This window comes from Arthrobacter arabinosi, from assembly GCF_054511115.1.
The window spans coordinates 890466-903179 of sequence record NZ_JBTNDF010000001.1; the positions used below are offsets into that span (position 1 = coordinate 890466).

The 12714-nt window shown below is 71.1% G+C and carries 11 protein-coding genes and 1 rRNA gene; all 12 read right to left on the reverse strand.

What is annotated here, in order from left to right:
• Positions 1 to 10: 10 nt before the first annotated feature.
• Positions 11 to 565, reverse strand: coding sequence for an 8-oxo-dGTP diphosphatase (locus ACX80P_RS04135; protein WP_459276756.1), 555 nt, complete (start codon positions 563 to 565; stop codon positions 11 to 13).
• Positions 558 to 1520: a site-specific tyrosine recombinase XerD gene (gene xerD / locus ACX80P_RS04140; protein WP_459276757.1), complete on the reverse strand. Its 963-nt coding sequence runs from the start codon at positions 1518 to 1520 to the stop codon at positions 558 to 560. The genes ACX80P_RS04135 and xerD overlap by 8 nt, the downstream gene beginning before the upstream one ends.
• 5 nt (positions 1521 to 1525) lie before the next feature.
• Positions 1526 to 2218 (reverse strand): NUDIX domain-containing protein, encoded by a 693-nt coding sequence (locus ACX80P_RS04145; RefSeq protein WP_459276800.1) that lies wholly within the window; start codon positions 2216 to 2218, stop codon positions 1526 to 1528.
• On the reverse strand, positions 2215 to 3915 hold the full coding sequence (pyrG, locus tag ACX80P_RS04150; protein ID WP_459276758.1) for a CTP synthase: 1701 nt from the start codon (positions 3913 to 3915) through the stop codon (positions 2215 to 2217). Before pyrG ends, ACX80P_RS04145 begins: the two co-directional genes overlap by 4 nt.
• Positions 3912 to 5639 carry a DNA repair protein RecN gene (recN, locus tag ACX80P_RS04155; protein ID WP_459276759.1) on the reverse strand — a complete coding sequence of 576 codons (1728 nt, stop codon included), beginning with the start codon at positions 5637 to 5639 and terminating at the stop codon, positions 3912 to 3914. Before recN ends, pyrG begins: the two co-directional genes overlap by 4 nt.
• Positions 5636 to 6562, reverse strand: coding sequence for an NAD kinase (locus ACX80P_RS04160; RefSeq protein ID WP_459276760.1), 927 nt, complete (start codon positions 6560 to 6562; stop codon positions 5636 to 5638). Before ACX80P_RS04160 ends, recN begins: the two co-directional genes overlap by 4 nt.
• Positions 6555 to 7403, reverse strand: coding sequence for a TlyA family RNA methyltransferase (locus ACX80P_RS04165; protein WP_459276761.1), 849 nt, complete (start codon positions 7401 to 7403; stop codon positions 6555 to 6557). Before ACX80P_RS04165 ends, ACX80P_RS04160 begins: the two co-directional genes overlap by 8 nt.
• Complete coding sequence (locus ACX80P_RS04170) at positions 7390 to 7590, reverse strand: hypothetical protein (RefSeq protein WP_459276762.1); 201 nt, start codon at positions 7588 to 7590, stop codon at positions 7390 to 7392. Before ACX80P_RS04170 ends, ACX80P_RS04165 begins: the two co-directional genes overlap by 14 nt.
• A gap of 120 nt (positions 7591 to 7710) precedes the next feature.
• On the reverse strand, positions 7711 to 8700 hold the full coding sequence (locus ACX80P_RS04175) for an HAD-IIA family hydrolase (RefSeq protein WP_459276763.1): 990 nt from the start codon (positions 8698 to 8700) through the stop codon (positions 7711 to 7713).
• On the reverse strand, positions 8693 to 10156 hold the full coding sequence (locus ACX80P_RS04180) for a hypothetical protein (RefSeq protein WP_459276764.1): 1464 nt from the start codon (positions 10154 to 10156) through the stop codon (positions 8693 to 8695). The genes ACX80P_RS04175 and ACX80P_RS04180 overlap by 8 nt, the downstream gene beginning before the upstream one ends.
• Positions 10157 to 11229: 1073 nt before the next feature.
• Positions 11230 to 12003, reverse strand: a complete 774-nt coding sequence (locus tag ACX80P_RS04185) for an ANTAR domain-containing protein (protein ID WP_459276765.1) — start codon at positions 12001 to 12003, stop codon at positions 11230 to 11232.
• Positions 12004 to 12319: 316 nt separating this feature from the next.
• Positions 12320 to 12436, reverse strand: a 5S ribosomal RNA gene (gene rrf, locus ACX80P_RS04190).
• Positions 12437 to 12714 lie beyond the last annotated feature (278 nt).

The window sequence follows — 12714 nt, forward strand, 5'->3', positions numbered from 1 at the left end:
CCGTCGCCGCTCAGTCGATGACGGCGACGGCGACGCTCTCGTTGTCCGCGCCCATGACGATCCGGGCGTGGAGGGGCCGCCCCTCGAGCACTGCAGGGACCCAGTGCGGGGCGTCCTGCCACATGTGCTCCCAGGGGATCGCGTCGACGCCGTACCAGCGGGGTTCGATCTCCTCGCACGGTACGGCGGTGGCGTCGCCGGCCTCGGCCGTGAAGAGGGACGCCGCCATGTTCCAGGCCGGCTGCGCGGGGAACTGCCAGGTGATCGTCCCTGCCGCGCGCACCTCCGCCGGCGCGAGCGCGATGCCGCTCTCCTCGGTGACCTCGCGCACCGCCGCCTCGAGCGCGGTCTCCTGCCCGTCGATCTTCCCCCCGAGGGCCACGACCCTGCCGGTACCGAACCCGGTGCGCTTGAGGCCCAGCAGGACCTCCCCGGCGCCGTCCCCGTCCCGGGTCCGGAAGAGGAAGCACAGGACCACGCGCCGGTAGTCGGCGCCGTCGATGCTCACCCAGTCGCCGGCAGGCGCGGGACCGGCCGCCCGCCCCGGAGCCTCCGCGTCAGGCACGGGCCCGCGGGTGGGCGGCCGCGTACACCTCCCGCAGCGTGTCCGCGGTGACGAGGGTGTAGACCTGCGTGGTGGTGACCGACGCGTGGCCGAGGAGTTCCTGGACCACGCGCACGTCCGCCCCGCCCTCGAGCAGGTGCGTCGCGAAGGAGTGCCGGAGCGTGTGGGGCGACACCTCCCGGGTGACCCCGGCGCGTTCGGCTGCCGTCTTCAGGATGGTCCACGCACTCTGGCGGCTCAGGCGCCCTCCCCGCATGTTGAGGAAGAGCGCAGGACTGCCCGTGCCCTTCGCGGCGAGCCCCGGGCGGCCCTGGACGAGGTACGCGTCGACGGCCCGGGCGGCGTAGGACCCGACGGGGACGAGTCGCTCCTTCGATCCCTTGCCGGTGAGCCGGACGACGGCGGGGCCCTCACCGGTGTCGCGCACGGAGACGTCGTCGACGTCCAGGCCGACCGCCTCGCTGATCCGGGCCCCGGTCGAATACAGGAATTCGAGCAGTGCGCGGTCGCGCTGGCCCGACGGCGATCCGGTGTCCACGGCCTCGAGGATCCGGACGACCTCGGGGACGGGGATGGCCTTGGGCAGGCGGCGCCCCGCCATGGGCGGGTGCACGTCGCGGGCCGGGTCCCCCTCCGTCACGCCTTCGAGGGCCCAGAACCGGTGCAGGCCCCGGACCGCCACGATCGTCCGCGCCGCGGACCGCGGGCTCAGCGGTGACAGTCCGTCCTCCCCGGAGACGACGGCCTGCGCGAAGGCGGAGACGTCGTGGCGCGTGACGCGGGCGGCATCCGCCACGCCCCGGGCGGCGAGGAACGCCTCGTACCGCCGCAGATCGCGCCGGTAGGCCGCGAGCGTGTTGGCGGACAGGCCGCGTTCCACGGACATGTGCTGCAGGTAGTCGCGGACGAGCACGGTCAGTGGACCGTCGTCGTCCACGGGCGCCGTTCCCGGCACGGCCGTCAGTCCTCGAGCACCGCACCGCGCGGCCACGCGGAGTGCTGGCTGGGGTGCTCTGGCCAGGGCGTCGACGCGGGCCGGAGCCCGGCGAAGCCGTTCTCGCGGGCCACCCGGGCGGCGAGGATCGCCGCGGCGGCCGACGGGCTGTGGATGCGCCCCTCGAGGACCGCGTCCACGGCGGCGTCGAGATCCACCCATTTCAGTTCGATCTCGGCTTCCTCGTGGGTGCGCGTGTGCCGGTCCGCCTCGGGAACGTCCCCGACGTCGCGGGCCAGGTAGACGCGGAGGGCCTCGGAGGAGGAGCCCGGCGAGAGGAAGAGGTCCACGAGGACGTGCCAGCGCCCGGCCGTGAGGTCGGCTTCCTCCGCGAGCTCGCGGGCCGCGGCGTCGACGAAGTCCTCGCCTTCCTCGTCGAGCAGTCCGGCGGGGATCTCCCACAGCGCCATACGGACAGGGTGCCGGTACTGGCGCAGCAGGAGGACCTGGCCGTCGTCGTTCAGCACGAGCACGGCGACCGCACCGGGATGGCGGATGAAGTCCCGTGTGATCGCCTCGCCGGCGCGGGTCAGCCTGAACCGTTCGCTGACGACGTCCCACACCCGCCCCTCGTAGACGGTGGTGGCCCCGAGGAGCCGGCGCGGGCTCTGCTCGTCGCCGAAACCGGCGTCGCGGTCCCCTGCGGGCTGCACCGTCAGACCTTCGCGCCGCGGCGTTCGAGGGCCGCCTTGACGAGGCCCGCGAACAGCGGGTGCGGCCGCGTGGGGCGCGAGCCCAGCTCGGGGTGCGCCTGCGTGGAGACGTAGTAGGGGTGGACGTCCTTCGGCAGCTCGGCGAATTCGACCAGCGTGCCGTCCGTCGTCGTCCCGGAGAACACGAGGCCGGCCTCCGCGATCTGCTCGCGGTACTCGTTGTTGACCTCGTAGCGGTGGCGGTGGCGTTCGAACACCGTCGTCCTGCCGTACGTCTCGGCGATGACCGAGCCCTCCTGGAGCTTGGCCTCCCAGCGGCCCAGGCGCATGGTGCCGCCCATGTCTCCCTCACCGGCGACGATGTGGAGCTGCTCGGCCATCGTGGCGATCACGGGGTACTTCGTGTCCGGCTCGAACTCGCTCGAGGAGGCGCCGTCGAGGCCCACCACGTTGCGGGCGTATTCGATGACCATGCACTGCAGGCCGAGGCAGAGTCCCAGGGTGGGGATCTTCTTCTCCCGTGCGTAGGTCAGCGCGCCGAGCTTGCCTTCCAGGCCGCGGATGCCGAAGCCGCCCGGGATGCAGATGGCGTCGACGCCGTCGAGGGCCTTCCGGGCGCCCTCCGGCGTCTGGCACTCGTCGGACGGCACCCACTTGATGGCGACCCTCGTCTTGTTCGCGAACCCGCCGGCGCGCAGCGCCTCGGTCACCGAGAGGTAGGCGTCGGGCAGGTCGATGTACTTGCCGACGAGTGCCACCTCCACGTGGTGCTTCGGGTTGTGGACGACGTCGAGGAGCTTGTTCCACTTGGTCCAGTTGACGTCCTTGAACTTCAGGTCGAGCGCCTGGACGATGTATGCGTCGAGCCCCTGGGCGTGGAGGGTCTTGGGGATGTCGTAGATGCTCGGCGCATCGGCGGCGTTCACGACGGCGTCGATGTCGACGTCGCACATGCGGCCGATCTTCTCGCGCATCGCCATCGGCACCTCGCGGTCCGAGCGGATCACGATGGCGTCGGGCTGGATACCGATGGAGCGCAGCATCGCCACGGAGTGCTGCGTCGGCTTGGTCTTGAGTTCCTGCGAGGGCCCGATGTACGGGACGAGGGACACGTGGAGGAAGAAGACGTTGTTGCGGCCGATGTCCTGGCGGACCTGGCGGGCCGATTCGAGGAAGGGCTGGGACTCGATGTCGCCGACCGTCCCACCGATCTCGGTGATGATGACGTCCGGCGCCTTCTTGCCCGGCGCGTGCTCCGCCGGCAGGCGCATGCGCCGCTTGATCTCGTCGGTGATGTGCGGGATGACCTGCACGGTGTCGCCGAGGTACTCGCCGCGGCGTTCCTTCGCGATGACCGTCGAGTACACCTGGCCGGTCGTGACGTTCGCCGACCCGTCGAGGTTCTCGTCGAGGAAGCGCTCGTAGTGTCCGATGTCGAGGTCGGTCTCTGCGCCGTCGTCCGTCACGAAGACTTCACCGTGCTGGAACGGGTTCATCGTGCCGGGGTCGACGTTGAGGTAGGGATCAAGCTTCTGCATCGTCACGGAGAGGCCGCGGGCCCTCAGGAGGTGACCCAGGCTGGAGGCCGTCAGTCCCTTGCCGAGTGAGGAGGCCACGCCGCCAGTCACGAAGATGTGCTTGGTCGTTGCGGATTTAAGGAACCGGGAGTTTAGTTGCTGCGCCACGGAATTCGAGACTATCACCGAGCGGCGGTCCGGGCAGCATCGGCGAGGAGTTCCTCGGCGTGGGCTCGGGCCGAGGCGGAGTCCTCCTGGCCGGCGAGCATCCTCGCGAGTTCGCGGACCCGTTCGTCGTCGGACAGCACCTCGACGTCGCTGGCCGTCACGCCCCCGCCGTCACCGTCGCGGGAGACGTTTTTGGTGACCCGGATGTGCCGGGCGGCGAACGCGGCCACCTGCGGCAGGTGGGTCACCACGATCACCTGTACGTGCTCGGCGAGCATGGCCAGACGGCGCCCGATCTCGACGGCGGCCTTCCCGCCGACGCCGGCGTCGACCTCGTCGAACACGAACGTGGGCACCGGGTCCACGGCGGCGAGGACGACCTCGATCGCGAGCATGACCCGGGAGAGCTCTCCGCCCGACGCCCCCTTGCCGAGGGCGCGCGGCGCCGACCCCGGATGGGGCTGCAGGTTGAAGGCGATGTCGTCGGCGCCGTGGACGGAAAGCGACCCAGCGGGGGTGACCTCGATGAGCAGTTCGGCGTCCGGCATGGCCAGCGCCGTCAGCTCGTCGCTGACCTTCCGCGCGAGGCTCTCCGCCGCCGCCCGCCGCAGGGAGGACAGCGTGTCGGCGAACCCGTGCACCTGACCGTCCAGGTCGGCGATGACGTCGTCGAGCTCCTCCACGCGGGAGGAGTCGCCGCTGAGTTCGAGCAGCCGCCTGACGGCGTCCTCCTGCCAGGCCAGCACCTCGTCGATGGTGGGGGCGTACTTCCGGACGAGGACGGAGAGGGCGGCCCTGCGCGACTCGACCTCCTCGAGCCGGCCGGCGCCCTCGCCGTCGAGTGCTGTACCGTAACCGGCCAGTTCCGCGGAGATGTCCGCCAGGAGGTAGCCCACCTCGGCGAGCCTCTCGGCGAGCCTGCCGAGGTCGGCGTCGTGCTCGGCGACGGCCTCGAGCTGGCGCTTCGCCTCGTCGACGAGGGAGACGGCGTCGGCACTGGCGCCGATGTCCTCGGAGACGAGGGCCTGGTGGGCGACGAGCGCCGCGGTGCGGAGCTCCTCGATGTTGCCGAGGCGCATCGACTCCGCCTTGAGGGCGGCGTCCTCCCCCGGCTGCGGGTCGAGGTCGCCGATCTCCGTCAGTGCCGCCTCGAGGCCTTCGGCCTCCCGCAGGCGCTCCCGGGCCTCGCTCCTCAGACGGTCGCGTTCGGCGAGGGCATCACGCCACCGGCGGAACGCGTCGCCGTAGGCGCGGAGCGCCTCCTCGACGGGCTTGCCGCCGAACTTGTCGAGCGCCTGCCGCTGGGCCGCGGCGCCCTTCAGCCGCAACTGGTCCGACTGACCGTGCACGACGACGAGTTCGTCGCCCAGCTCGGCGAGGACGCCGACGGGCGCGGCGCGGCCGCCCACGTACGCTCGGCTGCGGCCCTCGCTGGTCACGGTGCGGGCGAGGATCAGTTCGGCGACGCCGTCGTACTCCTCCAGGGCCGCGCCGGCTTCCGCGGCGCGCAGGGCGGCGGGGCTCGCCGGATCGAGCCGCAGCACCGCCTCGGCGGACGCCGAGGCGGCGTCGAGCCGGACGGCGCCGGCGTCGGACCGCGCGCCGCGCAGCAGCCCGAGGGCCGTGATGACCATCGTCTTGCCCGCGCCGGTCTCACCGGTGACGACCGTCAGGCCCGGCCCGAGGCGGAGGGTGGCGTCGGTGATGACGCCGAGGTCGCGGATGCGCATTTCCTCGATCATCGTAGGAGTCCGTCCTGGTGCTTCACGGGGCCCCGCCAGCCCTGGATGGGCAGTTCGAACTTGCGGACGAGGCGCTCGGAGAAAGGCGTCTGCCGGGTGCGGGCGAGACGCACCGGGTTGTCGGAACGCCGGACCTCGACGCGCGCGCCGGGCGGCAGGTCGATGCTGCGGCGTCCGTCGCACCACAGCACGCCCGCGGCGTCGGTGCGGGTGAGCAGTTCGACGGCGAGCAGGGAGGTCGGCGCGACGACGAGGGGCTTCGCGAAGAGGGCGTGCGCGCTGATGGGCACCATGAGCAGCGCCTCGACCTCGGGCCACACGATGGGCCCGCCGGCGGAGAAGCCGTACGCGGTGGACCCGGTCGGAGTGGCGAGGACGACTCCGTCGCAGCCGAAGGAGCTGACCGGGCGGCCGTCGACCTCCATGACCACCTCGATCATGCGTTCGCGGCTCGCCTTCTCGATGGCGGCCTCGTTCAGTGCCCAGCTCTCCCCGAGCAGGGTGTCGCCCTGCCAGACGAGGACCTCGATGGTGGTCCTCTCCTCGACCGTGTAGCTGCGGTCCGCGATCCAGCGCACCGTCTCCTCGAGGTCCGCCCGCTCGCTCTCCGCGAGGAATCCGACATGCCCGAGGTTCACGCCCAGCAGCGGGATCTCCGCCTCGCGGACGAGTTCCGCGGCGCGCAGGATCGTGCCGTCACCGCCGAGGACCATGACGAGTTCGACGTCCCCGAAGTCCACGCCGTCGCCCAGTTCCTCGGCGGGCGCGGCAAGGGGACCGTACTCGCCCTGGAGATCGGCGAGCTCCTCCTGACGCATGACGGGCTGCAGCCCGAGGTCGTGGAGACGCATGCACGCTTCCTGTGCCGCGATCATCGCGTTCCTGCGGCCGGTGTGCGCGAGCACCAGAATTCGTCTACTCATCAAGCTCCGTCTGATCGGTCGGTCGGGGCGGCGGGAAGAGTGCAGCCTGGGCGAGCGCCTGGTCCGTCAGCCGGTCGAGCTCCCCCTCGATCCTAGGCATGATCGCCCGACTCGGCACGTTTATCCACACGAAGTACTCCAGGTTGCCATCCTGTCCGGGCAGATCGCTCTGCGCCAGCCCGGCGACGTCGAGATTGCACTCCAGTGCGCTGCGCAGGACGCCCGCGACGGCGCGACGGCGGGCCTCCGGCGAGGTGACGACGCCGAGGCGGTTGAGGCCGCTGCGGCCCACCTCGAACTGGGGTTTCACCATCAGGAGCAGGTTCCCGCCCGGGCGGGTGGCGCCCGCCAGGGCGGCCATGACCAGCCGGAGGGAGATGAAGGAGAGGTCCGCGACGGTCAGTTCGACCGGGCCGCCGATGTCCCCCGGCTCGAGGTGGCGGACGTTCATGCCCTCGAACACGTGCACCCGCGGGTCGTCGCGCAGCTGCTGCACGAGCTGGCCGTGTCCGACGTCGACGGCGGCCACCTCGCGGGCGCCGCGTCGGAGCAGGACGTCGGTGAACCCACCGGTGGACGCACCGGCGTCGAGACAGCGCCTGCCCGCCGGGTCGACGTCGGGGAAGGCGCGGAGGGCGCCGTCGAGCTTGGTACCGGCACGGCTCACGAAGTCCTCGCCGTCCCCCTCGACGGCGAGGGCGACCTCGGGCGGGACGGGGGTCGACGGCTTCCGCGCCACCGCTCCGTCTCGGAGCACCCGGCCCGCGGCAATCAGCTGGGCTGCGTGCGACCGGGACCGTGCGAGGCCCCGGGCCACGAGTTCCTGGTCAAGGCGAGCCATGGGCTCCCGTCGGGCGGAGCTTCCGGTCCGGATCCAACTCGCCGACGAGGCGCTCGTGGACGTCCACGTAGACGGGTGCGTGCTCCGTCACCGGGAGGTACTCGAGCCCGTCGAGAAGGGCGAGGATGCGGTCGATGGGCGCGTCACCCGTCGACGGCGGCGCGCCGCCGGCCTCCGCCTCGTCCATCCGGTCCCTTCCTGTCGTTCTGCCTGTCGTTCTGCCGGTCGGTCTGCCCGTCGTTCTGCCGGTCGGTCTGCCCGTCACCGTGCCCAGCGTCCTGCCTGTTCCGTCCGTGCTGCATCCAGCCTAGCCAGCGGCTCCGACGGTCACGTCGGGCGCGGCCGCCGCCGTCGTCGCGGGGTGGGCTGCCCACCATGCGGCGCAGGCCGCACGCCAGCTGTCGACGTCGTCCTCGCTGCCCGTGATGGTCACCGTGGAACCCGAGACTCGGGCCGTCGCAGCTCCGCAGGTGTACGTGCCGCCGTCGCCGGTCACCGTGGGGTACTCCTCGTACAGCTCGGCGAGGGATGCCAGGAGGTAGTCCGGGCGCTCCTCTGCACGGGCTGCCAGCGCGGTCCGGACGGAGTCCACGCCCGTGAGGACGAGGGCCGTCGCCATGCCGGCCCGATTGCCGCCCAGGACGTCGGTGTCCAGCCGATCTCCGACGACGAGGGCCCGGTCGGCCCCGGAGTGGCGTGCGGCCGTCCGGAAGAGGGCGGCCTCCGGCTTGCCGGCCACGACGGGCGACCGTCCGGTCGCGGACGCTACGGCGGCGACGAGGGTCCCGTTGCCCGGGGCGATCCCACGCTCCTGCGGGATGGACAGGTCCGTGTTGGTCGCCACCCAGACCGCGCCCGCGGCAACGGCGTAGGCCGCCTCCGCGAGGTCCTTCCAGCCGAGGTGGGGCGAGAATCCCTGGATGACGGCGTCGGGCCGGTCGTCGGCAGATCCGACGACGGCGAGCCCCTGCCCGCGGACGCTCTCGGCGAGGGATTCGCTTCCGACGACGAGCACCGACGCGCCCGCGGGCACCAGTCCGGCCAGCAGCTCGGCGCCCGCCAGCGCGGAACCGAAGACCTGCTCGGCGCGGGCCGGCGCCCCGAGGCTCCGCAGGTGCGCGGCCACCTGGTCGGAGGACCGCGACGCGTTGTTCGTCACGTAGGCGAGGCTCTTGCCCTCATCCGCGAGCCGTTCGAGGGCGGCGGTGGCCCCGGGGATGGCGTTCGGTCCGGCGTACACGACGCCGTCGAGGTCCGCGAGCACGCCGTCGTAGGCATCGATCAGCCGGTCAGTCATCGGCTGCGTCATCCGACCGCGCCGCATCCGAGGCGGCGGAGAACTCGACCGCCAGGACTCCCGGAGTCGCCGCCGTGCCGGGGCCCTCGGAGGCTGACGGCGAGAAATCCGCGCTCCCCGAGTCGTCCATGCTGAACAGCATCTCGGTCTGGAGAGGCTCGGCGGGATCGACCGGAGCGTCCGCAGGCTTCTCCGCTGCCTCGTCGGCGGCAGGCTTCTCCGCTGCCTCGTCGGCGGCAGGCTTCTCCGCTGCCTCGTCGGCGGCAGGCCTCTGCGCTGCCTCGTCGGCGGCAGGCCTCTGCGCTGCCTCGTCGGCGGACGGCCTCTGCGCTGCCTCGTCGGCGGACGGGTCCGCCGACAGGCCGGTCTGCTCGTCGATCTGCTCCCCGGACGGGTGGTCCTCGGACCCGGCCTTCGACGCGCTCTGCGGCGCGTCCCCGGCCACCGTCTCGGCTTGATCGACGTCCGTCGAGTCTCCTGATGGCACAGTTCCGTCGGCCGAGGTGCCTGTCGGCCCCTCGCCGTCACCCTCCGACTGCAGGGCCGCGGCGTGTTCCCCCAGGGGACGCTGTGCGCCCTCGCCGGGCGCTTCGCCGACGGCGGCGGACTCGGCGGTGTCGGCATTCACTGCATCATCAGTCTCGGTGACAGAGGCGGCGCCTGTCACGTCGGCTGCGTCGTGGTCGGGATCGACGTCACCGGACGCGTCGTCGTGCTCGGCGCCTACCGCTGACGCGTCGCTGTCGGACCCGTCGCCAGCAGGGTCTCCGGCTCCCGGCGCCGGAACACCGAGAACCTCCGCCACCTTCGGTACCCGCGTCGGGGCCGGCTCGTCGTCCTCGCCGAGATCGATGATGTCGGGCTCGAGGTCGTCATCCAGACCCAGGGCCTTCTCAGCGACCCGGGCCTGGCGCCGCCATTTCTCCGACTCGCCGGAACGACCGACGGCGTCCAGGGCTTCCGCATACAGGCGGAACAACCGGGGGGTGAAGGAGAATGCCCGGTGCAGGTCGAGCTGCGGGATCTCCAGGGCTGCGACTGCCGCCTCCAACTGACCCAGATCCGTCCGTGCGCCGGACACGACCATGGCAAGCTCTGCCTTGCCTGCGGCGTCCAGGGACTCCGCCTCCTCGCTGCGCGCGAGGTCCAGCGCCCTGTCGGGACGCCCGAGACCGCGTTCGCAGTCGGCCATGACCGGGAGGTGGACGTTGGACCCGCTGATCCGCCGGAATGTCCGGAACTCGCGCAGGGCTTCGCCGTAATGTCCCGCGGCATACGCGGTCAGGCCGACCGCCTCCCGAACGGCGGCGAGCCGGCCGCCGCGGCGGCTGGCCGCGAGTGCGTGCTGGAAGGCCAGCTCCGGATCGAGGTCGAGGAGTCGACCTGCCATCACGAGGTGCTTGGCGACCCAGAGGGCACTCCGCTCCTCGAGGTTGCGGACCTGTGCGCGAGTCACCCGGTCGAGCTCGTCACCCTTGACGTCCTCGTCGACTTCCGGCGAACGCTCCCGGTCCGGGCGGTTCGCACTTCGCAGGTCACGCGCGTTGTGGGTCGGGGACGCCGCGGACTCCCCCGGTCCGTTGCCCTGGCGTCGGTCGCCGCCCGATCCCCTTTCCTGACGGTCGGAGGGTCGACGGTAGGCAGTGCCTCGCTCCGGGGACCGTCGTTGCCCGCCGGACTCCCCCTCACCGGACGCCGGGCGCGCCTGCCAGGGACGCGCGCGTCCTTCGTCGGACCGCCGCGTCGGTGCCTGACCACGGCCGGTGGAGCGCGGTTGCCGATCGGCCGCCGATCCCGAGGCCGAACCACCACGGGAAGCCGCTCCCCGCAGCTGGGCACCCCGCCCTTCGTCGGCGCCTCTCGTGGGGCGCTCCGAGGAGCGCGGCACCGACCGGTCGGAACCCTGACCCTTGCGGTCACTCCACTGACCGCGGGGGCTGCCGCCCTGGCTCGTCCGCTCATCGCGTGGCCGATCCGCATGGCCGCCGCGCTCACCCTGACCGACACGGTCAGGACGCCCGCCCCTGCTCGCCGCTCCGCGCGTATCCGACTGACCTTTCCAGGACGGGCGATCGCCCGCAGGGCGTCGTGCTGTGGTCGATTCCTCGCGATCTCCACCGGCACGGCCTGCTTCGCCGGCGCCCGCGGACGAGCGCGGTGCCTGGCTGGAGGACCTGGATCCCCAGGAGTGACGGCGCTCTGGTTGCCCGGACCCTTCCCGACCAGTTTCCGCCGTCCCACCCGTGGTGCGGGGGGCCTCGTCTTGTCCGGCGGTGTGCTCCTGCTCAGCCATGGCAGCGCAGTCCTCTCATCAGGTTCCGACATCTCTGCCGGCGGGTCTCTATTGTGCTGTGGGTCCTACTCATCTATGGAACCACGAAGCCACCCCCTCGACGTCATCGCGGTACCGTCGGACGAGCGCACAACAGGTCACCGCGGTCGTTCCGGGCACCCGCTCTACCGGGAACCCGACAGGAGATGCGGCCAGGAGATGCGGCCAGGCCGTCGGCGGCGGAAGATGCGTGGTGGCTATCCGCCGCGGCGCGGTGCCGTCACCTGGTAGATGACGGCGGTTGCGACGTCCGCCAGCCTGACGTGGGTCTCGTTGGACATCTTCTGCAACCGGAGGAAGGCCTCGTCGCTGGTGCAGTGGTGCTGGGCCATGAGAATGCCCTTGGCCTGCTCGATGCCGGCCCGCGAACTCATGGCCTCCTGCAGTTGTTCCACCTCTTTGCGCGCGGAGCGATAGAGACTGGACGTCACCATGGTCGCCGCCGAATACTCCGTGAAGCGCTGCTTCCGATCCGCGTCGGACGCGTGCGGATCCGCACTGAGGTAGGCCAGGAGGCGGACGAGATCCTCGCGGTGCTCGGTGACGTCGTGCACCTCCTGCAGAAGAGCGACCACGTGACCCTCGTCGTCCAGGACGGGGCTGTTGACCGGGCTCCAGTACCGCTCCAGGAACGCGCCGGGGCGAGCAGGATCGGGGATGTCGAAACGAAGCAGGAGCAGGCTGTCCCGCTGCCCGGTCTTCTTGACGCGTTCGAGCGATTCGCGCATGACCCTGGCCGGTCCCTGCCCCGCCTGGGACGGGCTCTCGGCGAACACTTCGAATGCCTGGCGCCCGACGAGATCAGTGGCGGGAATCCCCACGAGGTCGACGAACGCGGGATTCACGTCGAGGATCACGTACTCGGGATCCATCAGCGAGTACGCCGCCGCCGTTGCCCTGAAGATGCCCCGAGCATAGGCCTTGATCCGGTCAACCGCTTCTGGCGCGCCTCCGCTCTCGAACTGTTCCACGTCGCTTCCCTCTCCCTTGCCGTACCTCAGCATGCTTCGCGCGGCTTGAAAACGGAAGCGTGGCCGTCATGTCACCGGCGGGGTCCGCATCGACCCGTTGTCGACGGATTCGAACTGGCGCCTTGGCGCTCTGATCATCGCCGGCCGGTTCCCCTTGGCGGGGAGTCCGCGTCGTCGCCGGGTGCGGTAGGGCTCCCCCGTGAGGGTTGCGACGACGTCGACGTCGTCGGAGACCGTCTCACCTCTTCACCTTGGGTGTGGGTTAAAGGGGTGAGGCCCCGCACCTGGTGGTGTGGGGCCTCAGCCTGTAATGGTTGTCCGGCGGTGTCCTACTCTCCCACACTCTCTCGGGTGCAGTACCATCGGCGCTGTGGGTCTTAGCTTCCGGGTTCGGAATGGGACCGGGCGTTTCCCCCACGCTATGACCGCCGTAACCCTTGCTACCTGTCGCACCTGTGTCCCGCCGTTGGGGTGGGTGGGTGCCGGTAAGTATGTGGGGTTACATCGTGTGCTGGAGACGACTGTTCCCGTGTGTGGGGTGTCGTGTCCGGCGGTGATGTGCCTGTATTGAATTGTGCTGTATTGAATTGTGCTGTATTGAATTGTGCCTGTACTGAGTTGTGGCTGTGTTCAATTGTGGCTGTGTCGAGTTGTGGGCTCGGTGGTGGTTCCTGTTGTTGGTTGGGAACCGCATAGTGGACGCGTAGCATG

What these genes read in the sequence shown, in the direction of transcription:
- ACX80P_RS04165 (WP_459276761.1), bottom strand. Translation starts at nt 7,403, where the DNA reads ATGGCTCGCCTTGACCAGGAACTCGTGGCCCGGGGCCTCGCACGGTCC.
- ACX80P_RS04160 (WP_459276760.1), bottom strand. Translation starts at nt 6,562, where the DNA reads ATGAGTAGACGAATTCTGGTGCTCGCGCACACCGGCCGCAGGAACGCG.
- recN (WP_459276759.1), bottom strand. Translation starts at nt 5,639, where the DNA reads ATGATCGAGGAAATGCGCATCCGCGACCTCGGCGTCATCACCGACGCC.
- ACX80P_RS04170 (WP_459276762.1), bottom strand. Translation starts at nt 7,590, where the DNA reads ATGGACGAGGCGGAGGCCGGCGGCGCGCCGCCGTCGACGGGTGACGCG.
- ACX80P_RS04175 (WP_459276763.1), bottom strand. Translation starts at nt 8,700, where the DNA reads ATGACTGACCGGCTGATCGATGCCTACGACGGCGTGCTCGCGGACCTC.